At 61.8% G+C, this 26,787-nt stretch carries 23 protein-coding genes; 13 read left to right on the plus strand and 10 right to left on the minus strand.

Going from position 1 to position 26,787, the window contains the following annotated elements:
- Nucleotides 1–5 precede the first annotated feature (5 nt).
- The 3 genes from GR328_RS08095 to GR328_RS08105 are packed head-to-tail and all read right to left on the minus strand — an operon-like array spanning nt 6 to nt 3,813.
- The gene (locus GR328_RS08095) at nt 6–872 is read right to left on the minus strand and encodes a YihY/virulence factor BrkB family protein (protein ID WP_160884011.1); all 867 of its coding nucleotides are present in this window, start codon (nt 870–872) and stop codon (nt 6–8) included.
- A gap of 58 nt (nt 873–930) precedes the next feature.
- Nucleotides 931–2,721 (minus strand): hypothetical protein, encoded by a 1,791-nt coding sequence (locus tag GR328_RS08100; RefSeq protein WP_160884012.1) that lies wholly within the window; start codon nt 2,719–2,721, stop codon nt 931–933.
- Nucleotides 2,722–2,748: 27 nt separating this feature from the next.
- The gene (locus tag GR328_RS08105; protein WP_160884013.1) at nt 2,749–3,813 is read right to left on the minus strand and encodes a zinc-binding dehydrogenase; all 1,065 of its coding nucleotides are present in this window, start codon (nt 3,811–3,813) and stop codon (nt 2,749–2,751) included.
- Nucleotides 3,814–4,365: 552 nt separating this feature from the next.
- Between GR328_RS08105 and GR328_RS08110 the strand changes: the two genes are divergently transcribed.
- From GR328_RS08110 to GR328_RS08140, 7 genes are all read left to right on the plus strand, one after another.
- A complete protein-coding gene (locus GR328_RS08110; RefSeq protein ID WP_160884014.1) occupies nt 4,366–6,312 on the plus strand; it encodes a PrkA family serine protein kinase in 1,947 nt (648 codons plus the stop codon).
- Between the two features lie 29 nt (nt 6,313–6,341).
- The gene (locus GR328_RS08115; RefSeq protein ID WP_160884015.1) at nt 6,342–7,640 is read left to right on the plus strand and encodes a YeaH/YhbH family protein; all 1,299 of its coding nucleotides are present in this window, start codon (nt 6,342–6,344) and stop codon (nt 7,638–7,640) included.
- Entirely contained in the window at nt 7,637–9,181 is a 1,545-nt protein-coding gene (locus GR328_RS08120; RefSeq protein WP_160884016.1) for a SpoVR family protein, read from the plus strand. Before GR328_RS08115 ends, GR328_RS08120 begins: the two co-directional genes overlap by 4 nt.
- A gap of 97 nt (nt 9,182–9,278) precedes the next feature.
- Nucleotides 9,279–9,740, plus strand: a complete 462-nt coding sequence (locus GR328_RS08125; RefSeq protein ID WP_160884017.1) for a hypothetical protein — start codon at nt 9,279–9,281, stop codon at nt 9,738–9,740.
- Between the two features lie 79 nt (nt 9,741–9,819).
- Nucleotides 9,820–10,110, plus strand: a complete 291-nt coding sequence (locus GR328_RS08130; protein ID WP_160884018.1) for a hypothetical protein — start codon at nt 9,820–9,822, stop codon at nt 10,108–10,110.
- Between the two features lie 150 nt (nt 10,111–10,260).
- Nucleotides 10,261–11,217, plus strand: coding sequence for an MDR/zinc-dependent alcohol dehydrogenase-like family protein (locus tag GR328_RS08135; protein WP_160884071.1), 957 nt, complete (start codon nt 10,261–10,263; stop codon nt 11,215–11,217).
- Complete coding sequence (locus tag GR328_RS08140) at nt 11,214–12,242, plus strand: Gfo/Idh/MocA family protein (protein WP_160884019.1); 1,029 nt, start codon at nt 11,214–11,216, stop codon at nt 12,240–12,242. The genes GR328_RS08135 and GR328_RS08140 overlap by 4 nt, the downstream gene beginning before the upstream one ends.
- A gap of 270 nt (nt 12,243–12,512) precedes the next feature.
- On the opposite strand, the gene GR328_RS08145 is transcribed toward GR328_RS08140, so the two are convergent.
- The 7 genes from GR328_RS08145 to GR328_RS08175 all read right to left on the minus strand — a co-directional run bounded on the left by GR328_RS08145 (nt 12,513) and on the right by GR328_RS08175 (nt 19,541).
- A complete protein-coding gene (locus GR328_RS08145) occupies nt 12,513–13,691 on the minus strand; it encodes a hypothetical protein (RefSeq protein WP_205789814.1) in 1,179 nt (392 codons plus the stop codon).
- 516 nt (nt 13,692–14,207) lie between these two features.
- Entirely contained in the window at nt 14,208–15,140 is a 933-nt protein-coding gene (locus GR328_RS08150) for a glycoside hydrolase 5 family protein (RefSeq protein WP_160884021.1), read from the minus strand.
- Complete coding sequence (locus GR328_RS08155) at nt 15,137–15,910, minus strand: TIGR04290 family methyltransferase (protein WP_160884022.1); 774 nt, start codon at nt 15,908–15,910, stop codon at nt 15,137–15,139. The genes GR328_RS08150 and GR328_RS08155 overlap by 4 nt, the downstream gene beginning before the upstream one ends.
- A 7-nt stretch (nt 15,911–15,917) precedes the next feature.
- Nucleotides 15,918–16,730 carry a nucleotidyltransferase family protein gene (locus GR328_RS08160; protein WP_160884023.1) on the minus strand — a complete coding sequence of 271 codons (813 nt, stop codon included), beginning with the start codon at nt 16,728–16,730 and terminating at the stop codon, nt 15,918–15,920.
- 3 nt (nt 16,731–16,733) lie between these two features.
- Nucleotides 16,734–17,843 (minus strand): CgeB family protein, encoded by a 1,110-nt coding sequence (locus GR328_RS08165; protein ID WP_160884024.1) that lies wholly within the window; start codon nt 17,841–17,843, stop codon nt 16,734–16,736.
- Complete coding sequence (locus GR328_RS08170; protein ID WP_160884025.1) at nt 17,840–18,439, minus strand: histidine phosphatase family protein; 600 nt, start codon at nt 18,437–18,439, stop codon at nt 17,840–17,842. Before GR328_RS08170 ends, GR328_RS08165 begins: the two co-directional genes overlap by 4 nt.
- A 13-nt stretch (nt 18,440–18,452) precedes the next feature.
- On the minus strand, nt 18,453–19,541 hold the full coding sequence (locus GR328_RS08175) for an inositol-3-phosphate synthase (protein ID WP_160884026.1): 1,089 nt from the start codon (nt 19,539–19,541) through the stop codon (nt 18,453–18,455).
- Between the two features lie 419 nt (nt 19,542–19,960).
- Here GR328_RS08175 and GR328_RS08180 point away from each other — a divergent pair, with 419 nt between their 5' ends.
- From GR328_RS08180 to GR328_RS08205, 6 genes are all read left to right on the plus strand, one after another.
- A complete protein-coding gene (locus GR328_RS08180; RefSeq protein WP_160884027.1) occupies nt 19,961–21,073 on the plus strand; it encodes an SDR family NAD(P)-dependent oxidoreductase in 1,113 nt (370 codons plus the stop codon).
- Nucleotides 21,070–22,188 (plus strand): NAD-dependent epimerase/dehydratase family protein, encoded by a 1,119-nt coding sequence (locus tag GR328_RS08185; protein ID WP_160884028.1) that lies wholly within the window; start codon nt 21,070–21,072, stop codon nt 22,186–22,188. Before GR328_RS08180 ends, GR328_RS08185 begins: the two co-directional genes overlap by 4 nt.
- Before the next feature lie 69 nt (nt 22,189–22,257).
- A complete protein-coding gene (locus GR328_RS08190; RefSeq protein ID WP_160884029.1) occupies nt 22,258–23,394 on the plus strand; it encodes a glycosyltransferase family 4 protein in 1,137 nt (378 codons plus the stop codon).
- Nucleotides 23,391–24,503: a CgeB family protein gene (locus GR328_RS08195; protein WP_160884030.1), complete on the plus strand. Its 1,113-nt coding sequence runs from the start codon at nt 23,391–23,393 to the stop codon at nt 24,501–24,503. Before GR328_RS08190 ends, GR328_RS08195 begins: the two co-directional genes overlap by 4 nt.
- Nucleotides 24,500–25,594 (plus strand): CgeB family protein, encoded by a 1,095-nt coding sequence (locus GR328_RS08200; RefSeq protein WP_160884031.1) that lies wholly within the window; start codon nt 24,500–24,502, stop codon nt 25,592–25,594. Before GR328_RS08195 ends, GR328_RS08200 begins: the two co-directional genes overlap by 4 nt.
- Nucleotides 25,591–26,700 carry a CgeB family protein gene (locus GR328_RS08205; protein ID WP_343039326.1) on the plus strand — a complete coding sequence of 370 codons (1,110 nt, stop codon included), beginning with the start codon at nt 25,591–25,593 and terminating at the stop codon, nt 26,698–26,700. The genes GR328_RS08200 and GR328_RS08205 overlap by 4 nt, the downstream gene beginning before the upstream one ends.
- Nucleotides 26,701–26,787: the final 87 nt, after the last annotated feature.

Genomic DNA, 26,787 nt, shown 5'->3' on the forward strand with positions numbered 1-26,787 from the left:
TCGAATCAGCCGGCTTGCTTTCCGACCTCAGCGCTCTGGCTTCCGTGCCGTTCGGCATAGACTTTCGTGAATTCCGCGCCGAAAAGCAGAATCAGGGACGAGTAGTAGATCCAGAGCAGAATCGTGATGATGGAGGCGGCAGCGCCATAGCTCGACGCGATGTTGCTCTTGCCGAGATAGTAGCCGATCAGGAACTTGCCGAACGTGAAGAGCAGTGCCGTGACCAGGGACCCGGTCCAGACGTCGCTCCAGGTGATGTCCACATTCGGCAGCAGTTTGAAGATCATGGCGAAGAGCAGGACGGCAATGGCGAAGGCGACGAGGCTGTTGAGAAAGCGCAGGATGACCGTGGCGCCGGAGAAGCTGGGCTCGATATAGGCGCTGACCGCGGACAGCCCGGCGTCGATGATCAAGGAAACGAGGAGCAGAAAGCCTATTCCCAGGACCAGGGCGAAGCTTACGAGCCGGGTCCTCAGGAAAGTGAGGATGCCCGAGCTCTCCGGATGTTTTGCCTTCCAGACGATGTTCAGATCGTCCTGCAGCTCGATGACGGCGCCCGTCACCAGCAACAGGAAGGTGATGAAGCCCACGGTCGTCCCGATGATGCCGGATCCGACATTTCCGGCGCTGGCGATCATGGCCTCGAGGGTGGAGGCCTCGTCTTTTCCGATCATCCCGCCGAGTTCGGAGACGATGGCACCCTGCGCGGCCTCCCGGCCGAAAGCCAGCCCCGCCACGGCGATGGCCGCGAGCAGCATGGGCGCCAGCGAAAAGACGGTGAAGAACGCAATCGAGGCCCCGAGGCTCATGGCGCGGTCGTTCCACCACCCCTCGAACGCGGCCTTGAGAAGTCGCCCTGTTTCGGAAAGCATGCCTACGCCGTCTTTCCCCGCCGCGCCTGTGGCGGCTATGAACCTTCTGCCCTGGCCGTCAACCGGCAGGAACCTTGTCTTGTTCCTCGCCGAAGCCCAACCGGCCGGGATGCTCCAGGTAGCCTTGCAATAGGGCGCCATAACGTTGGGCCGCATGGCGCAGGCGGTCCTCTTCCGCGCTCCCGGGGACGGCATCGGCCGCCATCGTGTTGGCGCCGAGCTGAAAGGCCAGATAACAGGGAAGCATGAACGAGAGCAGCGCAAGGGAGACGGGACGGGCGCTTTCTTCCTGAACGAGGGCGCATAGACGCCTCGTATCCTGATCCGAGAGGCCGAACTCGACGGCTGCTCCGGCAATGTCCCACGTGATGTCCTGACAGCCGATGAGATCATGGGTCGCGCAATGATCGAGAGCGTCGGCCTTGACTGCCCGACCGTCGACCAGAAGCCATTCCCAGGGCTGCATGCGATTGTCGGTGAGAATCCGGTTCGACAAACTCAGATCGTCGACGTTCTGCAGAACGCGACTCAGGGCGGCACCGGCCCGTTCGCCCAGTGCTTGCTCGGCGTTGTAGAGCGCCATGTTGCGAAGCTCGATCAGAGACGCCCCCTGATGCGCTTGGGCGGGACAATGCCTCGCCCGAAAGCCAAGATAAATTCCGATGCGACTTACGAGCCTGTCCCGCCCAATCGGGATCCGGTCGAGCGAGGGTGCACTCTCATGCCAGCGCTCGACGAGGAAGCCGTGACGATAGCCCGCGACGTCCGGCGTGAAGCCCGCCTGGTGGAGTTGTCGAGCGAGTGCGTACTTCCTCAGGCCACTCTCGCCGAGTCCGGCAAATTTGACCAGCCAGGTTGCGCCTTCCGCACGGGCCAGGAACTTTCGCCGTTCCTGCTGCATATTCGTGGGGGGCCAATCTGCGGGGTCCTGGTATCGCAGTGTCCGCCATGCGCCACCGGAAATGTCCTGAAGATCTCCATCCAGGGGCCCGACGAGGCTCTCCACCCAGCCTCTGAGGTGGCTGCGCTCCCTGTCGCAGAGCAGCTGATCCATGCCGATGAAGTGCCGCGGTGCGCGTACCCAGCGCTCCCGATGATCGGAGCCAGCCTGCGGGCCCAGCGGCCCTGCATGACTCGGGAAGAAGTGGATCCGCTCGCGGGGGATACCGGCCGCTTCCAGCCAGTCCGCAACCGCGCCGAAGGAGCTGCCGGACAGGCCGGGGCCCTCATCGACGATCGCGAAGGGAGCTCCAGGATCCCGCGTCAGCATCGCAGCGGTCTCAGGATCGACGGTGATCTCCCGTCGGAAAGGGTGCCCGACCGGACGCACGGTCAAGGCAACGCGGGTGCCGAGAGCCGCGGCGACGAGACTGGCGAGGCCTGCGCCGATGCTGCGGATGCCGATGACCCGTGTCTGGGGGCCAAGGCCTGAGCGGGCGGCTGCTTCGACATAGCTTTCCGGGTATAGGGCGTAAAACGCGTAGCCCTCCGCCTGCTTGGTCCGGATCGACAGCCCGGCATCGAAGCTCAGTACCTTGTCTCTGAAGGTTTCCGGCAGAGCACCCTGCGCAAAGCCGCTCTGCCAGGATTGCACGATGCTGTGCGCGAGAAGGGACAGGCATTCGAGGCCATCGACATGGACAGGTGAAAGAGTGTCGAATCCGCGAGCCTGAAAATCGGCATCGACGAGGGCCTGGATCAGCTCGCTCGTATCGATGAAGGCGGCGACCAGGACCGCATGCCGCGCGCTGCCGGGCGGCAGCACGTTCATCTGATCGAGATGGGCCTCGATTGCTTTCTGCTTATCACGGACCGTCTCGATGCGTTCCACATCGCCGTAAACCAGCATAGGAAAGCTCTCCGGACACTGGTTGGATTAGGCTGCCGCCTCCTGCTTCAGAGAGGCCATATCGATCACGAAGCGATACTTGACGTCACTCCTGAGCATGCGCTCGTAGGCCTGATTGATGGACTGGATCGGAATCATCTCGATCTCCGCCGTAATCCCGTTCTGGGCGCAGAAATCAAGCATCTCCTGCGTCTCCGCGATGCCGCCGATCAACGAGCCGGCAAGCTGGCGCCGCTTCATGATGAGGTTGAACACTGTCGTCGCGGGATGCGGCTCGGCAGGTGCGCCGACCAAGACCATGGCGCCATCACGGGCCAGAAGCACGAGATAGGAATCCAGGTCGTGCGGAGCCGCGACCGTATCGAGAATGAAGTCGAAGCTGTTGCGCTGGGCTGCCATCGCCTCCTTGTCCCGGGAGACGACGACCTCATGCGCACCCAGCGCCAAAGCATCTTCCCGTTTGTTAGGGGAGGTGGTGAATAGCACCACATGCGCGCCCATGGCGCGGGCAATCTTGACGGCCATGTGGCCGAGGCCGCCGAGGCCCACGATGCCGACTTTCTGGCCTCGCTGAACGCGCCAGCGCCGCAGAGGGGAATAGGTGGTGATCCCGGCGCAGAGCAGCGGAGCAGCCGCTGCCGGATCGAGGCCGTCGGGGATCCGCAGAACGAAGCTCGCGTCGACGACGATCACGTTGGAATATCCGCCATAGGTGTTGGCGCCGGTACCCTGCTCCGGACCGTTGTAGGTGCCCGTGAATCCGACCTCGCAATATTGCTCCAGACCGTCACGGCAACTGTTGCAGGTGCGGCAGGAATCCACGATGCAGCCGACGCCGACCAGATCGCCCGGCTTGAACTTCTGAACGCCGCTCCCGACGCGGGTGACCCGTCCCACGATTTCATGGCCGGGCAGGCAGGGATAGAGCGTACCACTCCACTCGCTCCGAACGGTATGGAGGTCGGAATGGCAGACGCCGCAATAGAGAATGTCGATCTCAACGTCGCTCTCCCGCGGCTCGCGCCGCTCGAAGGTGAAGGGAGCGAGCGGCGTCGTGGCGTCCTGGGCGGCGTAGCCGAAAGCTCTGATCACGGGGCTCTCCGTTGCAGGGGTGGAGTATGGAGCGAGGCGGCGGCACGCTGGCCGCAGGCCTTCTGCTGTCGCAGACGATAGGTTAGGTCGGGCTGGCGTCAATGTGCTTCATTTCGAATCTGGACTGTCTCTCGTGCTTGACGCAATGCCGGATCTGCGTCACTGTTGCAGTATAACGTCAAAAATTCTCTTGATGCTTCTAGTATTTGCCGCCTTGCGATCTACCTCAGAAAGAGGAGGGTTTTTCCGACGTGGGAACGCTGCTGCTTTGAATTCGACGGCGGCAATGCGGCACATCCGAATCCGGTGTTTGATAGAAACTTTAACTTGCCGTGCCTGCAGCAATCCGCGAGGCTAGATGAGAAAGACGGCTCGTGAACGTCACGAAGGCTCCCATGCAGATCCGAGCGCCGTGATCATGCCGCGCAAGCCGCCAGCGAAGAGGGGGAGCTGCCATAGGCACGTTCTGACGCATCATCGCACCGTCCGGTCTGGGCAACCTTAGCGGTGCAGAATCGTTATCTCTGAGAGGGATCTGATTTCGGTGGCACCATGCATCACTCCGACGACCTGTTCTCGAGTTTCCTGAAGACCTACGAAAACCGCCGTGAGGCGGAGCTGTCCCTTGCGGAATACCTGGAGGGGTGCCGCGACAATCCCATGATGTACGCGAGCGCTCCGGAGCGCATCCTGGCGGCGATCGGCGAGCCTGAACTCGTCGATACGTCCAAAGATGCGCGCCTCGGCCGCATCTTTATGAACCGGACGATCCGCGTTTATCCGGCCTTCTCCGAATTCTACGGCATGGAGGAGACGATTGAGATGATCGTCAGCTTCTTCCGCCATGCCGCTCAGGGACTGGAAGAGCGCAAGCAGATCCTTTATCTCCTCGGCCCGGTCGGCGGCGGTAAATCCTCTCTGGCCGAGCGCCTGAAGGCGCTCATGGAGGTGCACCCGATCTATGTTCTCAAGGCCGGTGACGAGATCAGCCCGGTTTTCGAGAGTCCGCTCGCGCTGTTCGATCCTGAGCAGATGGGGCCCGTGCTGGAAGAGCGTTACGGGATTCCGAGGCGGCGTCTGACCAATCTTCTGAGTCCCTGGGCCATCAAGCGGCTCGACGAGTTTCGCGGGGACGTCTCGAAATTTCGCGTTGTGAAGATCAATCCGTCGCGGCTGCGCCAGATCGCGATCGCAAAGACCGAACCCGGCGACGAGAACAATCAGGACATCTCCTCCCTGGTCGGCAAGGTCGACATCCGCAAGCTCGAAACCCTCTCCCAGGCGGATCCCGACGCCTACAGCTATTCCGGCGGCCTCAACCGCGCCAACCAGGGCATTCTCGAATTCGTCGAGATGTTCAAGGCGCCGATCAAGATGCTCCATCCCCTTCTGACGGCAACCCAAGAAGGAAATTATGTCGGTACGGAGAATATCGGCTCCATCCCGTTCACCGGCATCATCCTGGCGCATTCCAACGAGGCGGAGTGGCAGAGCTTCAAGTCGAATAAGAACAACGAGGCGTTCATTGATCGCATTTATGTGATCAAGGTGCCCTATTGCCTGCGGGTCACCGAGGAGCAGAAAATCTACGAGAAGCTGATCCGGGGCTCCGAGCTCGCGGAGGCTCCATGCGCTCCTGCTACGCTGGAAATGCTTGCCCGTTTCTCGGTCCTGTCGCGATTGCGGCCTCACGAGAACTCGAACTTCTACTCCAAGATGCGGGTCTACGACGGTGAGAGCCTGCGCGAGGTCGACCCGCGGGCGCGCAGCCTTCAGGAGTACAAGGATGCGGCCGGCGTCGACGAGGGTATGGACGGGATTTCCACCCGTTTCGCTTTCAAGGTTCTGGCAGCCACCTTCAATCACGATACCATCGAGGTCGCGGCCGATCCGGTTCATCTCATGTACGTTCTCGAGCAGTCGCTCCGCCGGGAGCAGCTGCCGCAGGATGTGGAAAGACGATACCTGGAGTTCATCAAAGGTGAGCTCGCGCCGCGCTATGCCGATTTCATCGGGCACGAGATCCAGAAGGCTTATCTGGAATCCTATCACGATTATGGCCAGAATCTTTTTGACCGCTATGTCTCCTACGCGGATGCCTGGATCGAGGATCAGGACTTCAAAGATCCGGATACCGGCCAGCTCCTCAATCGTGAACTCCTGAACCAGGAGCTCACCAAGATCGAAAAGCCGGCGGGAATCGCCAACCCGAAGGATTTCCGTAACGAGGTAGTGAAGTTCTCGCTGCGGGCAAGGGCGGGCAACAACGGGCGGAATCCTTCCTGGACGAGCTACGAAAAGATCCGTGACGTGATCGAACGGCGCATGTTCTCGCAGGTCGAGGAACTTCTGCCGGTCATCAGCTTCGGGTCAAAGAAGGACAGTGATACCGAGAAGAAGCACGGCGAGTTCGTGCAGCGCATGATGGAGCGTGGCTATACCGAGCGGCAGGTGAGGCGCTTGGTGGAATGGTACATGCGTGTGAAGCAGGCGGGCTGATAGAAAGCGGAGGCAGAGCAGGCGTTCCTATGTATATCATCGACAGACGCCTCAATCCCGGCGGCAAGAGTCTTGCCAATCGACAACGCTTTCTTCGTCGCGCCAAGGCCCAGATACAGCGAGCCGTGCGTCAGACGGCCGGCGACCGCGACATTACCGATCTCGAAAGAGGCGGAGAGGTCTCGATCCCGGCCGATGGAGTGCGCGAGCCCAGCTTCCGCCGCTCGGGCGAGGGCGGCGTCAACGATCACATCCTTCCGGGCAACAAGCGGTTTGTGGAAGGAGACGCCATCGACCGTCCTCCGGGCGGAGGCGGCGGGGGCTCCTCTGCCAGCAACAGCGGAGAGGGAGAGGACGATTTTCGGTTCGCCCTGAGCCGCGAGGAGTTCCTGGACCTTTTTCTCGAGGACCTCGAGCTCCCCGATCTCGCCAAACGGCGCCTTGCAACCGTCGAGGTTCAGGGCATACGGCGCGCGGGCTACTCCGTCACCGGGTCGCCCGTCAATCTCGCGCTGCTGCGTTCCATGCGCAACGCCCTTTCCCGGCGTATCGCCATGCGCCGGCCGAAATCCGCCGAGATTGCGAGGCTGAAAGAGGAGATCGCGCTCCTCGAACAGGAGGGTGAGAGCGAGAGGCTCCTCGAGCTGCGCCAGGAGCTTGAAAAGCTGAACCTGCGGGCGCGGCGCTTTCCCTACATCGATCCGGTCGATCTCCGGTATCGCCGGTTTGAGCCGGTCTCGCGCCCCGTGGCGCAGGCCGTCATGTTCTGTCTCATGGACGTGTCCGGTTCCATGACGGAGCACATGAAGGATCTGGCGAAGCGTTTCTACATGCTCCTTTATATCTTCCTGACCCGACGCTACAAGCATGTGGAGATCGTCTTCATCCGCCACACTCATGAGGCAAAGGAGGTGGACGAGGATACGTTCTTCCACAGCCCCGAGACAGGTGGCACCGTCGTCTCTTCGGCCCTGCGGGAGATGCAGCGGATCATGACCGAACGCTACCCGCCTGAGAATTGGAACATCTACGCCGCACAGGCTTCGGACGGCGACAATTCTCCCAATGATGGCGCGACCAGCGCCGCTTTGCTAAGGAATGTCATTCTTCCGGCCTGTCAGTACTACGCTTATCTCGAGGTCGGCAGCGACCACGACCGGATGCAGGCCGGTTTCATCAATCACAAGACGGCCTTGTGGCAGACCTACGAGACGCTGCAGGACGACGGTCTGAACATCGCCATGCGCAAGGTCAATCACCGCCGCGAGATCTATCCCGTCTTCCGCGAGCTGTTCCGCCGCCGCGATGCCGAGGCAACGGCACCATGAGCTTGATCGACAAAGACACCTTGCTGTTTCATGGCGCCGATTGGGACTTTGGCGCTATACAGCGCGTCACCGACGCGATCGAGCACATTGCGGTCGGCGAGCTGGGGCTCGATGTCTATCCCAATCAGATCGAGGTGATCACGGCTGAGCAGATGCTGGATGCCTACGCGTCCATCGGCATGCCGCTTTTCTACAAGCACTGGTCATTCGGCAAGCGCTTCGCGATGCATGAGGCCGGCTACCGGCAAGGACTCATGGGCCTGGCGTACGAAATCGTGATCAACTCAAATCCGTGCATCTCCTACATCATGGAGGAGAACACGGCGACGATGCAGACGCTCGTGATCGCCCATGCGGCCTTCGGGCATAACCACTTCTTCAAGAACAACTATCTCTTCAAGGAATGGACGGACGCGGACGGCATCCTCGATTATCTGGAATTCGCCAAGGGCTATATCACCCGCTGCGAGGAGCGCTACGGACAGAACGCGGTCGAGAGGGTGCTCGACGCCGCCCATGCCCTCATGTCGCACGGTGTTCACCGCTATCCGCGCAAGAAGCGTCCTGACCTGCGTTCGGAGGAGCGTCGCGAGCGGGAGCGGCAGATCCATCAGGAGCAGACCTTCAACGATCTATGGCGTACCGTTCCTTCGAAGGGGGGAGCTCAAAAGTCCGCCTTAAGCGACGAACGGCGGCGTGCTCTTCTGGAGCTGCCCCAAGAGAATATCCTGTACTTCCTGGAAAAGTCCGCGCCGCGCCTCCAACCTTGGCAGCGTGAGATCCTGCGCATCGTTCGTCAGATCGCGCAGTATTTTTATCCGCAGCGCCAGACGAAGGTCATGAACGAGGGATGTGCCACCTATTGTCACTATCGCATCATGACCAAGCTCCATGAAACGGGGCAGATCAGCGACGGCGCTTTTCTCGAATTCCTGCAGTCGCATACCAACGTCATCCGTCAGCCGGAATACGACGACCCTCATTATGGTGGCATCAATCCTTACGCCCTCGGCTTCGGGATGATGCAGGACATCGAACGTATCTGCACCCAGCCGACCGCCGAGGACAGGGAATGGTTCCCGGATATTGCAGGTTGCGACGACCCCATGAGGGTGCTGCGCGATGTGTGGGCGAACTACAGGGACGAGAGCTTCATTTCGCAATTCTTGAGTCCGCAACTGATGCGGCAATGGCGCCTGTTCCATTTGGTGGACGACCCCGATCGCCCGGAACTGATCATTGAGGCCATCCATGATGAGCGCGGCTACCGGCGCCTGCGCCGTTCCCTGTCACGCCAGTACGACGTGGGGTGGAACGATCCTGACATCCAAGTCGTGGACGTTGACCTCGCTGGCGACCGGCGCCTGATCCTTCACCATCACGTGCTCAATCGCACGCTCCTGCACAAGGATGATGCGCAGCGTGTCCTGCAGATGATCGCCAATCTTTGGGGCTATGACGTTGTGCTCAAGGAGGTGGAGGCCGTCACGGGGGCTATCTTCCAGGAGCATGTCGCCCATCCGCATGAGACGCTCTTTTAATCGTCATTGACGCAAAAAAGCCTATGACTCGTTTCATGCTTGCTTCTCCAGGGCTTGGCCTTGGCTTCAGGGCCGGCTCCCATTGCGGAGAATACCGATGGAACACAAGCCTGTAGAGACACTGCGTGGCGTTGCTGAGGTACACGAGTTCAAGCAAGGTTTCCTCTCCCGGCACGAGCGCCTTGAGCGCTGGGCAGAACTGTTGGAACGGCAGCCGAAGCGGCGGCTGCGCTCACTGGGCGAGATCGAGTTCACGCCCGAAGAGAAAAGGCCTGAGCTGAGGTCCGACGAATCTCCGATCACGGTTGCTTTCGAAGATCCCATTCTCCGCGCGGACGGCCTGAAGGGGGACAGGCTAGGGGACGCCATGGAATATTTCGATCTCTCCGAGCGTTCCGCGCACCGGCTCCTCTGCTCCTGCATGAATGGCTGGAGCATGGAGGCAGGCGTCACGGCCCGCAAGGTGCGCCGCTTGGCCAATCCCGATCATCGTCTGGCGCTGTTCACATCCGCAGGCCTTCTGGCAGCGGTTCCCACGGTGCTCTACCTTTTCAGTTGACCATCCGATCCCGCATCGAGCCCTCGCTCCCTGGTGGGCTGCGAGGGCTCGATGCCCGCCAATCTATGGAAGACCCAGCGTGCCGGAGACGAAACGAAAGATTGCGCTGCCGTGGTACAGTCGTGAGGATTATCCGGACATTCGCCGCATGATGACCGACCGCCACAACCTTGCTCCGACCTACGAGCAATGGCTTGCCGCCGCCGAGAACAACGAGAGCGTCGGAAAGCAGGCGGGTCTGGATATCGAACGAATCCCGATCGAACCTTCCACTTTCGCCCGCTGGTGTGCCGCCGGAGGCCTGGAGCCGGACAGCACTGCGCGCATGCGCTATGTCGCGGAAATGCAGGGGAAAACAGCCAAGCCTTGAAGTCTCTCACCCCGTCTCTAGTTGCTCGGGCATAGAGGTGGAGATGAAGACTTGTTGAACGATAAGGCATTGGACAACGACGCATCTGCCGCTTCCGCTGAAGCTGGCGCGGATGCCGCAAGCGGGGTGGCGTATCCTGCGGCAGCCATGATGCGGGCAGCCGTTCTCACCGGTCCGGGACAAATCGAGATCAGGAGGATCGGGCGCCCTGAGCCCGGTGCGGGACAGGTGCGCCTACGTCTGGAAGGGTGCGGCGTATGTGCATCCAATCTCACGCCCTGGGCCGGACCGGAATGGGTGCGGTTTCCCACCGAGCCGGGTGCTCTCGGACATGAGGCCTGGGGCATCGTGGACGCCATGGGCGACGGTGTCGAGGGATTGACGCTCGGCGACAGGGTCGCGGCTCTCACGTACAAATCCTATGCGGAATACGATATCGCTGACGCCGACGCCGTGGTTCGACTGCCGGACAGCCTCGCAGATCAACCATTCCCTGGCGAGCCTCTCGGCTGTGCCATGAACATCTTCCGCCGCAGCGAAATCCAGGCCGGGCAGACGATCGCCATTATCGGGATCGGTTTTCTGGGCGCCATTCTCACCAGGCTCGCGACCGATGCGGGCGCGCGGGTGATCGCCATATCGCGGCGCCCCTTCTCGCTCGATCTTGCACGTCGGATGGGCGCCGCCGAGGTGATCCCGATGGAGGATCATCATGCCATCATCGAGAGGGTGAAGGAACTGACCGGGGGGACGTTCTGCGACCGCGTGATCGAGGCCGTCGGCAAGCAATGGCCCCTCGACCTCGGCGGCGAACTCACCCGCGAGCGCGGCAGGCTTATCGTCGCCGGCTATCATCAGGATGGGCCCCGGCAGGTCAATATGTGGCTCTGGAACTGGCGCGGCATCGATGTGATCAATGCTCACGAGCGTGATCCGAAAATCTATATGCAAGGTATTCGCGAGGCCATTGATGCCATAGCCTTAGGACGTCTCGATCCAAGATCGCTCTACACCCATTCCTATCCGCTGGAGCGTCTGGATGAGGCGCTCAACGCCACCCGTGACCGGCCCGACGGCTTCCTCAAGGCTCTGGTGACTTTCCAATGATCCCGCAGGCTTTGATCAGAACATCCATGGGAGCCGCTCCCGCCCGTCCACGCCTCGGATTTCTCGGCGTGGGCTGGATCGGCCGGCACCGCATGCAGGCGATCCTCGGAACGGACACAGTCGAGGCGGCCGCCATCGCCGACCCTTCACCCGAGATGGCTGCGGAAGCAGGAAAGCTCGCGCCGGAGGCGAAGCTGGTCTCAACGCTGGATGATATCCTCGATCTCGGTGTCGATGGCGTGGTAATCGCGACACCCAGCGCCATGCATGCGGAGCAGTCGATTCAGGCGCTCGAACGCGGTGTTGCCGTGTTCTGCCAGAAGCCTCTAGGGCGTAACGTGGCGGAGGTGAGGGCGGCCGTGGACGCTGCCCGGCGAGCCGACCGGCTGCTGTGCGTCGATCTTTCCTATCGCTTCACGGAAGGCATGCGCCGCATCCGCGAGGTCGTGGCCTCCGGCGAGCTGGGGCACATCTATGCGGTCGATCTCGTATTCCACAACGCTTATGGGCCGGACAAGCCCTGGTTCTACGACCCCGCGCTCTCCGGCGGAGGATGCGTCATGGATCTCGGTGTCCATCTGGTCGATTTGGCCCTGTGGACGCTTGGCAATCCCGGCATCGGCTCGGTTTCCGGAAAGCTCTTTGCGGCCGGCAAGCCGCTTACGGACAGCGCCTCTCACGTGGAGGATTATGCGGTCGCGACCGTAGAGCTCGACACAGGTGCGGTGGTTCAGCTTGCCTGCTCCTGGAGGCTCCAGGCCGGCTGCGATGCCGTCATCTCTGCAACGTTCTACGGAACACAGGGCGGCGTATCGCTGCGCAATGTCAACGGCTCGTTCTATGATTTCACGGCCGAGCGGTACCGGGGCACGTCGCAGGAAACGCTCACCACGCCGCCTGACGAATGGGGCGGGCGTGCCGCGGCCGATTGGGCGTCCCGTCTCGCGGCTGGGGAGCGCTTCGATCCCGCTGCGGACGAACTCGTCACGGTCGCTCGGGTGCTCGACCGGATCTACGGCAGATAGCCTGAGATCAGGGAGCGGTCATAAAAAAATGGCGGCTGAGAGATCGGCCGCCTTTCCTTTGGCCTGCATCTCCCTGGTGCAAGGCTTCTTGGCGCATCGTGCGTATAAAGTGGACCCGGTTTTGCGCATTGAGAGATGCTCTCGCCCAAGGAGAAAGCATCGGATCGATCTCGAAAGTGGATTCCACTTTTCTCATCCGATGCTCGAGGGGCGAGGAACGCCTTCGGGTTGCGATGGAAGGAGTGCGCTGCTTGGCCCTTCAAGACCCAATCACGCCTGTATCCACCCCAACGTCATCTGCTTGTCGCCAGCGTTCGCCGTGAATTTTTCCTTGAACCAGGCAAGTCCAGCCCGGCCTCCGGTATCGCCGGCGTTAATCCATTGCCGGTCAGGGTAAAGCCTGGATAGTTCATGGTAGGTATAGGGAGACACATTATACTCATTGTCGCCTTTACCGTACAAAAATGCCACCCAGGACATGCCGAGGTGGCTGGCGACGCCGTAGCCGATCACGTCATCATCCAACATCACCGCTAGATGCCGCACACCCAAGGGCTCCAGCATAGCCAGATTTTCCAAGGTCCAGAGTGTACGGGCTCGAAAAAGCAGGGACTTCCCTTTTGCTTTCATGCCTGCATACCATCGGGCATTGCATGCCAGCACGAGATCCAGATTCGCCGCATCGATCGGCTCCACATGCGCGCCCGCTCTCAGGAGCTTGTTGATCTGCCGGCGGTATTCCTTCAGCGTCGACCCGCTCATTCTCGAGAGGGTTTCGCGGAGCCAAACGAACTCGCGCTGGCTCTTGGTGACGGCGACGCTGTTCCGCCAAGCTCCGGGATGCTGTTCAGGAACATACCCCAACCGACCGCCGGATGGGAGTGCTGCGGCCTCCCGTTTCAGCACATGCTCGTATTCCTCCCAATCCGACACCAAGGGCAGGATCTTGGTCGCCTTGCGCAGGCGAAGGAGGATGCAGTCCCGCTTGACCTCTTCCGAGGCGCCATGGGCGAAATCCTGTGCCAGTGTCAGCAGGTTCAAGTAGTGTCCGCAAACCCCTAGCGATTCCAGGTTCCGGCCCCACTCGGCGGCCCGGGTGAAGGTCTCCCGTTCGAGCCAGGAGCGCTCCATCGGCGGCAGCCCCGACGTCTCCGGCTTCGGCAACCGCGCCAGCCGCTCCCGCGCGCGGGCATGGTCCGGCTGATCCATGAGGATGGCACGATAAAGCTGCTCTGCCTCCCGAAAGCGCAGCAGCTTGCGTAATTGCGCGGCCGCTTTGAGTTTCAGGTCCGTTCGGGAAGGCTTGGCCAACAGGGCAGCCCGGTAGTATCTCAGAGCCAGTCGCGGCTTGCCGCGCGCTCGGGCGACGTGACCGAGGCCGACAAGCGCCCGCACCAGTCCGGGTTGCTCCTCAAGCAGGTTCAGATACTGGACTTCCGCCTCGTCCAAGCGAGCCAGCGCGCGAAGTTTCCGTGCCGACTCCAGCTCCAGGTGCCTTCGGCGGGGCTCGGCTGCCGTGGCGCCCTGGATATCGGTGTCCGTTGCAGGAAGCTTCATCTGAGCAGATTGTGGCATCAATGGCTGCCTCCACCGACAGCTTAGAAAGGTATCGTTCTTGCCGTGCGTTCATGCTGCGGTGCGGAGCAATATCGTGTTGGAGATATTTATGGATATGGCTCTTATTGAGTGAAAAGCAGCTCTTGAGCTTTACCTCTCTGGTGGGGTGATTTAGTGCATCCATACATTGGTAGATTAGGCAGGCCGGTTTCTTGTCGGCTCTCCAGTATGGACCAGAATGAATTCTGGATGCGGCTCGGCACATCTTGCTGTTGAAGGCTCAGGTTCGCGCCGAGCGCAACCGCTCCAGACGAGGACGATCGCGCTCGACCAAACGTGCACTGAGGCTCAGGTGATCGCCTGCGGGCCGCGCATCAGGATGTGCATGATGCGCTAGACGAAGAATTCTCAGAGAGCTTCGAGCACCTCTTTCTCGGCCGAGCCTGCGCTCGTATGGGGAGCGTAGCGCCGGATCATGCTGGCGCAGAATTCCGCGAACTCTTCCTTCACCTGCGGGGGGCTGGTGTGGTGCGGCGCGATTCCGCGATGTTCCGGCGTGAAACAGAAGGTGACCGTGACATCGAAATCCGAGAGCGCCTCCATCTGGCGGTCGAACCAGTCGAGCGCGTTCGGGCGGAAGCTGTCTGCCCAGGAAAGGCCTGTGCGAAGATATTTCACGCCAAGGCGCTTCATCCACGCGACCGCGTCGTCGAGGCGGTGGTCTTCGAAGTGGAACCACTGGCAAAGTCCCATCTCAGCGGCGTATTTCTCATATTCCTTGAGAGCGGGCTTCGGCGTGCCGTCCTCACGCAAGAGGCCCATATAGAAATGCCGGTAATAGGACGAGCCTTCCGCCTCCCGATGGCGCGTGGTGGCTTCCCACGCACGGGGCAGATCACAGAGGCTATACCAGTGGATCTTCGGAACTTGCCCGATGAGGAGTTCTGCCGTGCGGTTCAGGCCCCAGACCTGCACCTCTTCCGCACCGAATGTCGAGATGCCCACCTCCGTTACCCAGATCGGCTTATCGGTGACGGCGCGAATCTCGTCGATCTTCGCTGGCCATTCATGAATTTGCCACAAGTTCCAATCGAGCGGGAAGCCGTGGACCGCGACCACGTCGACGTGGTCGAGAACGCCGCGCTCTTTCAGATTGCTGATGAAGCCCGGGTCGATGGGCGACATGCCTCCGAGAACACGTGGCAGATCGGGGTTAGCCTCCTTGATTGCCTGCCCGGCGGCAATCGCCATCTCGGAGAAGAGCCGCCAATCCGGATCGATCTCCGGATCCCAATGGGACTTGTTGTTAGGCTCATTCCAGATCATTGCAGCTTCGATCATGCGGTTCTCCCCTGAGCCGGATAGACCGCTCCCGCTCCGGGCGGGGCGTCGACACGGCGGCAAATGTAAACTTCGGCTTCCGGATGCTTGACGATCTCGAAACCGGCGCTGCGGAGCATGGCTTCCACGCAGGCGGCGTTCGGCGCCCACCAGTTGGTCGGATCGTCCGCGTAGCGGTGCTCGATGAAGTGCATCTTCGGATAGCGCGGATCGTCGAAATGGTCGGTCTGCCAGAAGGTGTAGTTCTCCTCCACCGGCATCGTCTCGCTCGATCCGCGCTGCATGGATTGGAACACCAGAACGTCCCTGGCCACGTGCTCGTGGATCAGGTCGAGGGCGAGGAGCGGATGGCGCAGATGGTAGAGAACGCCCATGAAGATCACGACGTCGAATCTCTCGCCAAGCTGACCGAGATCGTAGACCGAGAGCTTGCGGAATTCGATGTCGTAACCCATCACCTCGGCCGCGAAGCGGGCCTGTGCGAGGTAAGCATCGTCGAAATCGACCCCGAGCACGCGTTCGGCGCCGCGCTTCTTCATCTCGATCGAGTAGAAGCCGCCGTTGCAGCCGATGTCGAGCACGCTCTTGCCCGTCAGATCCTGCGGGATCGCATCGGAGAAATTCTTCCACTTGATGGCCGGGTAATTGCCGAGGAAGTGATTGGGAGCCGTCCACACGCCTTCCCTGATTTCCATGTTGTGGAACCAGGGTCCGAGAGCTTCGGCCCTTCTTTTGATCTCGTCGGGAGACATGGGGTCCATGGCATTCATCGGGTAACTACTCCCTGCTCAAATCATGGAGGCCGCGTGGCAAGCGCCCGGCAGGCCAGCCGAGGGCAACGCGTGCGCCGGTGATCGTGTCGTGTTGCGCGGCTTCGCTCAGGAGGCCGATGGCCGAGCGGTAGCCGTGAAGCGTTCCGACATCCACATAGGACTCTCCCGCCTTGACGCCGAGAGCCTGTCCCCCTTGCGTGAGATAGGCATTGACGAGAGTGCCGAAGTACTCGTCCTGACGATCGCGGGAGAGCCAGAGCTTTCGCAACGCTTCGAGAATATGGCCGGGCATCTTGAAGGCGCCCCAGATCCACCTTGACGAGGCATCTTCCCGCTTCACCTGAATTTCCTGAACCTGCATGGCATCGTCGAGCACGACGGCGTCGAAGACCTGCGGATTGTCGACGGGAAAGAGAAGGAAGGAGAGCGTGCCGTCGGGAAGCTCCGCCAGTGCCTTCTCGGGAAACCAAACGGTATCAGGAAGCCCGACGATCACGCTCTCATCGGGAGGGATGAGGGGGGCAGCCTGGAAGATCGCGTCGCACAATCCGCTCGCCTTCGGCTGGACCACATAGGCGATGGAGGCGCTGCCATAGCTTGCGCCGTAATACTCCATAATGTCGGACTTGCCCGGTGAGATTACGAAGCAGATCTTGTCGGCCCCACCGTGGATCATGCGCTCCACGAGGTATTCGCTCACAGCGCACGGCCGCTCGACGCCATTGTCGAGGCGGCTTCCGACAGGCAGGAGCTCCTTCGAGAAGGCCAATGGCTGAATGCGGCTCCCGAGCCCGGCTGCGGGTATGATGCCCCACATGGTTCACGTCTCCATCATGGCCGTGGATCGTCCCAGCGCGGACGGTGCCGAGTGAACACTCGCAAGGAGAGCCTCGAGTTCTCTGGCGCGATGCTCGGACGTATGCTCAGCCAGCGTCCGCTCCCGGCTGGCGCGAGCAATGCGGTCCAGCTCCGCATCGGACAAATCGAGCGCCGCGACGGCATCCTCGGTCGTTTCGGCAATAAGGATTTCACTGCCCGGATCGAAGAAGCTGTCGAGTCCCTCCCAATCGTCGGAGAGGATAGGAACGCCGCAGGCCGATGCCTCGAAGAGGCGTCCGGATGGACACCAACCCATCTCCGCCATGGCTTGACGCGTTACGTTGAGGGTCAGGCGCGAGGACGAGAAGAAGGCGGGATGTTCCGCGGGCGGCAGATGCCGGGCGAAATGAATGTTGGCCCGCCAAGGGAAATCGTCCGGATATTGCGCGCCGCCGATCAGGAAACGCCGTGCGGGACGAAGGCCCGCCGGATCGATGAGGAGTTTCCGGAGAGCTGTCTGCCGATCGGCGGCATAGGTCCCGAGATAGGAGAGATCGCACATGTAGCGTGCCACGGGCGCTACAGGATGGTGGACGTTCGGATCGACGTGTCCGTACAAGGGAGCGACGCGCTGTGCGCCAAGCACCGTTTGCAGCATCTCGAGGGCGCCGCCACCCGTGTAGCTGAGAACGAGGTCGAACTCCCCCAGGCCGCGTGGGCCGATATAGGTGAGCGTTTCCCTGGCCTGGAGCTTGGACAGGGTGACCGGTGTATCGAGATCGTAGAACGTGCGAACGACTCCTGGTGTATCGAGCACGAGTTCCGTCGCTTCCAGCCCATCCGGGCAATAGGACGTCACCATTGCCGCGTCGGCGCCGGATAGTTCCGATCTCGCCCGCTGCTTCACCGCGTCCCATGTGTCGTAGAGGACCAGATTCCCGTTCGGAACCTCGAAGACATCCCTGTTGGCGGAGTAATAGGGCGCATCCTTCTCGAAGAAGACAACCCGATGCCCTTGGCGGGCGAGAGCCCGGCACAATCCACGCCAGAGCGTGGCGTGGCCGTTGCCCCAGGACGACGAGATCGTGAGCCCGAATACGACAAGCTTCATGGGGCTATCACCTCGTTCATCCGAAGAATCTTGGAGCCCCAATCGCCGACGACGAGCGTGCTGATGGAAGCGGGCGAGACTTCAAGCCGCGTATAGGCATCGATCGGCATGCCGAGATGATAGAGGAGGGCTGCCTTGATCACGTCGCTGTGGCTGACGAGAACGACGGAGCGCCCGCCATGGAGTCTTCGTTGCCGCTCCATGGCGCGGACGATGCGCGCCTGCGCCTCCAGCATCGTCTCGCCGCCCGGCGGGCGGCTCGTGCTGCGGCTGCAGTTCCAGGTCGACCATTGCCGGTCGTCCGTTAGCATGTCGAAGCTCTTGCCCGTCCAGCCGCCAAAGTCGATTTCGGTAATGTCGTCGCAGATCTCAGGGGCGCTGCCGATCTGTGCCGCGATGGGCTCGGCCGTCTCGACAGCTCTTTCGAGCGGACTCGTCTGGACGCTGGCCACGCTCTCGCCCGCCAAACGCTGTGCCAGCGCCCGCGCCTGCGCTTTGCCAAAGTCGCCGAGCCCGACACCCGGCATGCGCCCGCAGAGCACCGTTCCCACCCGGTCATGGGCCGCATGACGCACGAGGAAGAAGGTGGTGGTCACGCTCGACGCCTCCTCAAACTTCCCCCTCATCGCCTGCAATGAAGCGAAGCGTTCTCTCGCGGGCTTCATTATCGGTAAATTGCTGCGGCGGAGATTTCATGAAGTAGCTGGAGGGGCCTGTGAGGGCTCCGCCGATCTTGCGATCCATGGCGAGCTTGGCGCAGCGCACGGCATCAATGACGATGCCGGCGGAGTTCGGCGAATCCCACACCTCGAGCTTCAGCTCCACGTTCAGCGGGACTCCGCCGAAGGAGGTTCCTTCCAAGCGGATATAGGCCCACTTTCGGTCGGTGAGCCACGGCACGTGATCGCTCGGGCCCACATGCACGTCCTCCGGAGGGAGGGGGATGTCGAGCTGGCTCGTGACGGCCTGCGTCTTGGATATCTTCTTTGACTCGAGTCGCTCGCGCTCGAGCATGTTCTGAAAGTCCGTGTTACCTCCGAAATTGAGCTGATAGGTCCGGTCGAGCCGCACGCCGCGTTCGCGGAACAGATTGGCCAGCACGCGATGGACGATAGTGGCTCCCACCTGGCTCTTGATGTCGTCTCCGACGATGGGGAGGCCGCGCTCCTCGAAGCGCTTCCTCCATTCGGAGTTCGATGCGATGAAGACGGGGATGCAGTTCACGAAGGCGCAGCCTGCCTCCAGGGCCTGCTCGGCATACCACTCGGTCGCCTTCTGAGATCCGACGGGAAGATAGGAGACGAGCACGTCGGTTTTCGTTCGACGCAGGATTTCCGCGATGTCGGCCTCGTCCTCCTGCGATTCCTCGATCTCGTCACGCAGATACTTTCCGAGACCGTCGAGGGTTTTCCCGCGGTTGACGATGATGCCGCTCTCGGGAACGGCAGAAAAGCGCTGCGTGTTGTTGGGATGAGCGAAGATCGCATCCGACACATCACGGCCGACCTTGGATGCGTTCACGTCGAAGGCTGCGGAAATCTCTATGTCACTGATGTGATAGCCGCCGAGTTCGGCGTTCATCAGGCCCGGGATAGGCTCGTTGCTCTTGGCATCCCGGTAGTAGGAAAGGCCCTGCACGAAGGATGAGGCGCAATTGCCTACGCCGACGATTCCGACGCGGACCTTTCGTGAACTCATAACAGATCTCCCTGATGGGTCTTCCTTGGCGAAAAGGCCAGGCCTCGGACACAGATTGCAGGCGTCATGCCCGGCCGGATTTCCCGAAGCTTGGCCGTCAACGCAGAAAAAGTGTTTGTTGTTCCCTGTCGGATTCCTGGGCTGAGACTCTTGTCTTCCTGGAGGGGCGCACAAGCTAGAGGTAGGGCCGAACGGTCAGGTTCAAGGCCGAGGAACAAAGATGATGACGGAGCGTTTGTTCCGTGAAATGCCAAGCTTTGAGAGGGAAGGATAGGGCGGCCGCCACACGGCCTGCTTTGCCCCAAAGCCCTGTTCCGCCTGGAAAATGCGAATGTCTCGCGTCGCTTCTCCAGCCGGGGGGCTGGATTCCTTCGTTCCGATCTTGGCTTGGTGGCGACCAACTGATCCGGAGACCCCTCGTGACGGATACCATCCTCATTACTGGCGGCGCAGGCTTCATCGGCCGGTATGTTGCGCGTGCTTGCCTGGAGCGCGGACATCGCGTTCGAGTGCTCGACAGCCTCATCGAACAGGTTCACGGCGACAAGACGCAGGCCGACGGCATCGATCCGGACGTGGAGGTCGTCGTCGGCGACATACGCGACGAGACGGCGGTCCTGAAGGCTCTGAAGGGGGCCACGAAAGTGATCCACCTCGCTGCGGAGGTCGGCGTCGGACAGAGCATGTACGCGGTCGATCGCTATGTCTCCGTAAACGATTACGGCACGGCGGTGCTGTTTCAGCAGCTCATCGACAACCCGGTGGAGCGCGTGGTCGTCGCCTCGTCCATGAGCATCTATGGGGAGGGCCTTTACCGTGACGCGGACGGGCGCATCATGGAGGACGTCGTGCGTGTTTCCCGCACCAGCGAGAACGCCCCCTGGGATCCGATGGATGCGCAGGGCCGTCCTCTCGTTCCGGTGCCGACCCCGGAGTGGAAGAAGCCAGCGCTCGCATCGGTGTATGCGCTTTCGAAATATGTGCAGGAGCGTCTGACGCTCACCCTCTGTCCGGCCTACGGCATGAAGGGCGTGGCGCTGCGGCTCTGGAACGCCTATGGTCCCGGTCAGGCTCTGTCCAATCCCTATACCGGCGTCCTCGCCATCTTCGCATCGCGGCTCCATAACGGCCAGCCGCCCATGATTTTCGAGGACGGCCAGCAGCGCCGGGACTTCGTGCATGTGGAGGACGTCGCGCAGGCTTTCGTCCTTGCTCTTGAGCACGAGAAGGCGCCGGGGGGTGTGTTCAATGTCGGCAGCGGCGTCGATCGCACGGTTTCCGAGGTGGCGGAACTTCTGGCAAAGGCCATGAACCGTCCCATGGCGCCCGAGATCGCCGGCAAGGCGCGAATCGGCGACATCCGGCATTGCATCGCGGATATTTCCAAGATCCAGCATGAGCTCGGCTACAGGCCGAAGAAGGACTTCTCGGAAGGGCTGGCGGAACTGGCCGAATGGGTGGCCCAGCAGGAGGCCAAGGATCTGGTTCAGGAAGCCCGCAAGGAACTCGAAGCACGAGGCCTTGTCGCATGAAGGAAGCGGATACAAAGACTGGCGCACCCGCCATTCTTCGCCGCCGCCCCGTCCTGGTGACAGGCGGCGCTGGGTTCATCGGCTCCAATCTGGCGGACCGTTTCGCAAGCGAGGGGCATGACGTTCTGGTTTATGATGCCTTGGCACGCCCTGGCGTCGACCGGAACCTCGACTGGCTGAAGAAGCGTCACCCCTCGAAGATCTCCGCGGCCATTGCCGATATTCGCGACGATGCCGCCGTCGCCGATGCCGCCTCGGACGCCCAAGCCGTCTTTCACATGGCCGCGCAGGTTGCTGTGACGACGAGCCTCGCAGAGCCCCGCGAGGACTTCGAGATCAATATCCGCGGCACCCTGAACGTGCTGGATGCGCTGCGCAGGCGCGACAAGCCGGTTCCCCTCGTCTTCGCTTCCACGAACAAGGTCTATGGGGACCTTGCGGATGTGGAGCTGGACATGACGAACGATGCCTATGTGCCGCGCGATCCCGCCATTCGCGACAACGGTATCGGCGAAACCCGGCCTCTCGACTTTCATACACCCTATGGCTGTTCCAAGGGAGCGGCCGACCAGTACGTCCTGGATTATGCACGTTCCTACGGCATTCCTACCTGCGTGCTGCGGATGAGCTGCATCTACGGGCAGCGTCAGATGGGAACCGAGGACCAGGGATGGGTCGCTCACTTCCTGATCCGCGCCCTCGAAGGGCAACCGATCACCATCTATGGCGACGGTTGCCAAGTGCGCGACATCCTCGATATTTCCGATGCGGTCAATGCCTACGCAGGAGCCTGGAGGCGGATCGACACCGTTCAGGGGCGCGCTTTCAACCTGGGCGGGGGGCCCTCGAATGCCATCAGCCTAAGGCAGCTTCTCGTCCATATCGAGGATGTCATCGGGCGGCCTGTCGAAACGGTCTATTCTGATTGGCGGGCAGGCGATCAACGCTACTACGTATCGGATACGCGCCAGATCAGACGCGAACTCGCACTCGAGCCGCCGACGCAGTGGCGCAAGGGTGTCGCTGCCCTAGCCCAATGGCTCCAGGAGGAGAGAGGGCTTTCCGGCATGGCCCGCCAAAGCTCCCGGCTTCAGGCAGCAGCGGCCTTGTCATGAACCGTGGCCTGATCGTTGCCGCGCGCCGTTTTTGCCAATCTTGCTCACCGTAAAGGAGCTGGAAGAGGAATGCCTGCATCCGAACGGACCACACCTGCTCTTCGGGTTCTCATGACGGCCGATGCGGTTGGCGGGGTCTGGCAATATGCGCTGGATGCTGCTCAGGGAATGCGCGCACATGGGGTCGAAACAACTCTCGCTGTCCTCGGTCCCGCCCCGTCTGACGACCAGACAGGCCAGGCCGAGGCCCTGGGCATCGAGGTGATCATGACGGATCTCCCTCTCGACTGGACAGCGGATCACGCGGGCGCCGTCAGGGAGTCCGGGCGTGCCGTTGCGCGTCTGGCCGCCGAAATCCAGCCTGACATCGTGCATCTCAACAGCCCCGCTCTTTTTGCCGGCGCGGATTTTGCCTGTCCCGTGGTAGCCGTCTGCCATTCATGCGTTGCGACGTGGTGGGATGCGGTGCGCGGCGGATCGCTTCCGGGAGAATTCGTATGGCGCACCGAACTTGTACGTCAGGGATACCAAAGGGCTGATACGCTCCTGGCACCGACAGCGGCTTTCGCCGACGCCACCGCTCGTGTCTATGGTCTTGCAAGGGCTCCGACCGTCGTCCGGAACGGACGTCAACCTATCACTGAACGAAACTCGAGAAGGCACGCGCTCTTTGCTTTCACAGCCGGAAGATTGTGGGACGAGGGCAAGAATTTCGCAGCCGTCGACCGGGCAGCATCGCGACTCTCCCTTCCCATTCTCGCCGCAGGTCCGCTCGAGGGCCCCAACGGCGCGCGCATGACCGCTCGTCATGCCACCGCCCTCGGGCGCCTGAGCGACGCCGAGGTTGCATCCTATTTGAGTGCGCAGCCGATCTTCGTCTCCGCTGCGAGATATGAGCCCTTCGGTCTTGCCGTGCTGGAGGCGGCCCAGGCGGGCTGCGCACTGGTCCTGTCCGATATTCCGACCCTTCGTGAGTTATGGGAGGACGCAGCTCTGTTCGTAGACCCGGATGATGACGAGGCCATTGCGCGCTCCATCGATCGCCTTGCCGCCGACGATGATGCGCGCCGCGCAATGGGGAAGGCAGCCAGCGATCGCGCTTCGATCTACAGCCTGGAATCCATGAGCACGGGCCTTCTCTCCGCATACATGTCTCTGCTCCCGTCCAAAGTCGATCCTCTCTCCCTAAAGGGGGCTGTCGCATGAGATTCGCCTACTTCACGCATTCCCTTGCATCGTGCTGGAATCACGGCAATGCGCACTTCCTCAGGGGCGTGCTGCGAGAGCTCATCCATCGCGGACACGAGGTCGTGGCTTATGAGCCCAAAGGGGCCTGGAGCCTGGACAACCTCTTGAGAGATCATGGTGAAACAGGGCTTGAGGCTTATCGCAGCCTCTATCCCGAGCTGACCTCGGTCATTTTCGCTCCTGATGCCGACCTCTCCGAAATGGTGGCGGGTGCGGACGTGGTGATCGTTCATGAATGGAACGATCCGGCGCTCGTCGCGGAGATAGGCCGCTTGCGAAAACAGGGCGCGCGCTTCACGCTCCTTTTCCATGATACGCATCATCGGGCGGTCAGCGAGCCCGACGCGATCCGTCGGTTCGACCTCAGTGGATATGATGGTGTCCTCGCCTTCGGCGAAACGCTGGCGGACGTCTATCGTCGCTGGGGCTGGGGCGAGCGCGTCCATGTCTGGCATGAGGCGGCCGACACGCGGCTCTTCCGGCCGCCGGCCGAAGAGGTCGAACGCAAGGGTCTCGTGTGGATCGGGAACTGGGGCGACAACGAGCGCAGCGTCGAGCTTGAAACGTATCTCTTCCGCCCGGCCCGGACTGTCGGCCTGCCTCTCGAGATCTATGGAGTGCGCTATCCGGAGCATGCACTGGAGACTCTGGCGCGCTATGGCGTGACCTATCGGGGATGGCTGCCGAATGCTCGGGCTCCGGAGGTGTTCGCACGGCATCTAGCCACCGTGCACGTGCCCCGCCGCTTCTACGTGAACATGCTTCCGGGGATCCCGACGATCCGCGTCTTCGAGGCTCTCGCCTGCGGAATTCCTCTCGTGTCGGCGCCCTGGATCGACTCGGAAGGTCTCTTCAAGCCCGGCACTGATTATCTCGTGGCGCGCGATGAGAGCGAAATGGAGCGCCACCTCACGGCCATCGGCAACGATCCGGACCTGCGCCGCTCGCTGATGGAGAGCGGTTTGGCTGCCATCCGTGATCGTCACACCTGCGCGCACCGTGTCGATCAGTTGCTGAGCCTCTTGAAAAACGACGGCGCCGAAGCGCCGATGGAGATGACCGCATGAAGATCGCCTTTTACGGCTCAAGCCTTCTCTCCTCTTACTGGAACGGAGCGGCGACATATTACCGGGGCATGCTGAACGAACTCGCCCGGCGCGGATACGCCATCACGTTCTACGAGCCTGACGCGTTTGACCGTCAAAAGCATCGCGATATCGAGCCCCCGGAATGGGCAGAGGTCAAAGTCTATCCTGCGACCGACGAGGCTATGCGCGGGGTCGTGGCCGAGGCGGCAAGGGCCGATGTGGTGGTGAAGGCCTCGGGCGTCGGCGTGTTCGACAAAGAACTCCTGGAAGGGGTCGTGGCTGCATCCCGGCCCGACGCCATTCGCATCTTTTGGGATGTGGACGCACCGGCGACACTCGCGGAACTACGCGAAAGCCCGGACCATCTCCTGCGGCGTACGCTGCCGGCCCTCGATTTCGTGCTGACCTATGGCGGAGGCCCGCCGGTGATCGAAGCCTATGAGGGGTTCGGCGCTCGCCGCTGCATTCCAATCTACAACGCCCTCGATCCTTCGACCCATCATCCAGTTCCAGCAGACGAGCGCTTCAAGGCGGATCTCTCCTTCCTCGGGAACCGCCTGCCGGATCGCGAGGCGCGTGTGGAACAGTTCTTCCTGGAACCGGCCGCGCGCCTGCCCAAACGGAGCTTTCTGATCGGCGGCAACGGCTGGGAGACGAAAGGCATGCCGTCGAACGTGCGCCATATCGGGCACGTCTATACGCGCGATCACAATGCATTCAACACGAGTCCGCTCGCGGTGCTCAACATCGCACGGGACTCCATGGCAACGACCGGCTACTCGCCGGCGACACGCGTGTTCGAGGCCGCGGGTGCGGGCGCATGCCTCATCACTGACGCCTGGGTCGGCCTCGAGCTCTTCCTGAAAGAGGGCGAGGAGGTGCTCGTGGCGCGTGACGGCAAGGATGTGGCCGATCATGTGGAGATGTTGAATCCCGAGCGCGCCAAGGCGATCGGCGACGCCGCGCGCCGGCGCATCATGGCGGAGCACACCTATGCCCGCCGAGGGGCCGAGGTCGATGCTATCCTGCGGGAGGCAGCCTCCCAGAAGCGCGAGAGGAGCGTGGCGTGAGCGGGCTGCGCGTTGCCGTTCTGGGCCTGAGCCTGTCCTCTTCCTGGGGCAATGGGCATGCCACCACGTTCCGCGCTTTGCTGAAGGCCCTCGCCGCGCGGGGACACGACGTGCTGTTCCTGGAGCGCGACGTGCCGTGGTACGCCGCGCACCGGGACCTCACGGATCCTGATTTCTGTCGCCTGGAGTTTTACACCGGTCTTGAGGATCTGGAACGGTACAAGGACGAGGTCGCCGCTGCCGATTGCGTGATCGTGGGCTCTTACGTGCCTGAGGGGGTCGCCGTCGGGCGCTGGGTTCAGGAGACGGCGAGAGGCGTGACGGCCTTCTACGACATCGACACGCCCGTAACCCTGGCGAAGCTCGAAAGGGGTGATTACGAGTATCTCTCGCCGCCGCTGATCCCCAATTACGACGTCTACTTCTCCTTCACGGGAGGCCCGACGCTCGATCTCCTCATGGACCAGTACGGATCGCCTGCGGCGCGGGCGCTCTACTGCTCGGTCGATCCCGAGCTCTATCCCGTTCTGGATCGGGAGAAGCGCTGGGATCTGAGCTATCTCGGCACCTATAGCCCTGACCGTCAGCCGACTCTCGAGCGACTCCTGATCGAGCCGGCTCGGCGCACGCCGCATCTGCGCTTCGTCGTGGCAGGGCCGCAATACCCATCCGATATCGCGTGGCCCGGGAATGTGGAGCGCATCGATCACGTGCCGCCCCGTGAACACCCGGCCTTTTATGCGGCGAGCCGCTTCACTCTCAATGTCACCCGCGCGGACATGATCCGCGCCGGCTACAGCCCGAGCGTTCGCCTGTTTGAGGCCGCCGCCTGCGGAACACCCATCATCTCGGACACGTGGGACGGCATCGGCACGCTTCTGGCTCCTGGAAGCGAGATCGTTCTCGCTCGGAATTCCGACGATGTCGTCCAGGTGCTCGAAGGATGGGACGAAAGCCGGCGCGACAGGATGGGACAGGCCTCGCGAAAGAGGATCCTGTCCGACCACACCGCTGCCCACCGCGCGGCCTCCATGGAGCAGGACCTGCTTGAAGCCATGGAGCGCCGCAAACAGGAACATCGCCTTGCAATGGGGGTGGAGGCCTGAAGGCCTGAATAGATTCTGAAGCCGGCATTGAACCAATGCCAAGCTTCGACGTTGGACCGGTAAAGGTATGTTCCTCGTGGCCGTTGT

Origin of the sequence: Microvirga makkahensis, assembly GCF_009830105.1 — a bacterium.
GTDB lineage: Bacteria > Pseudomonadota > Alphaproteobacteria > Rhizobiales > Beijerinckiaceae > Microvirga > Microvirga makkahensis.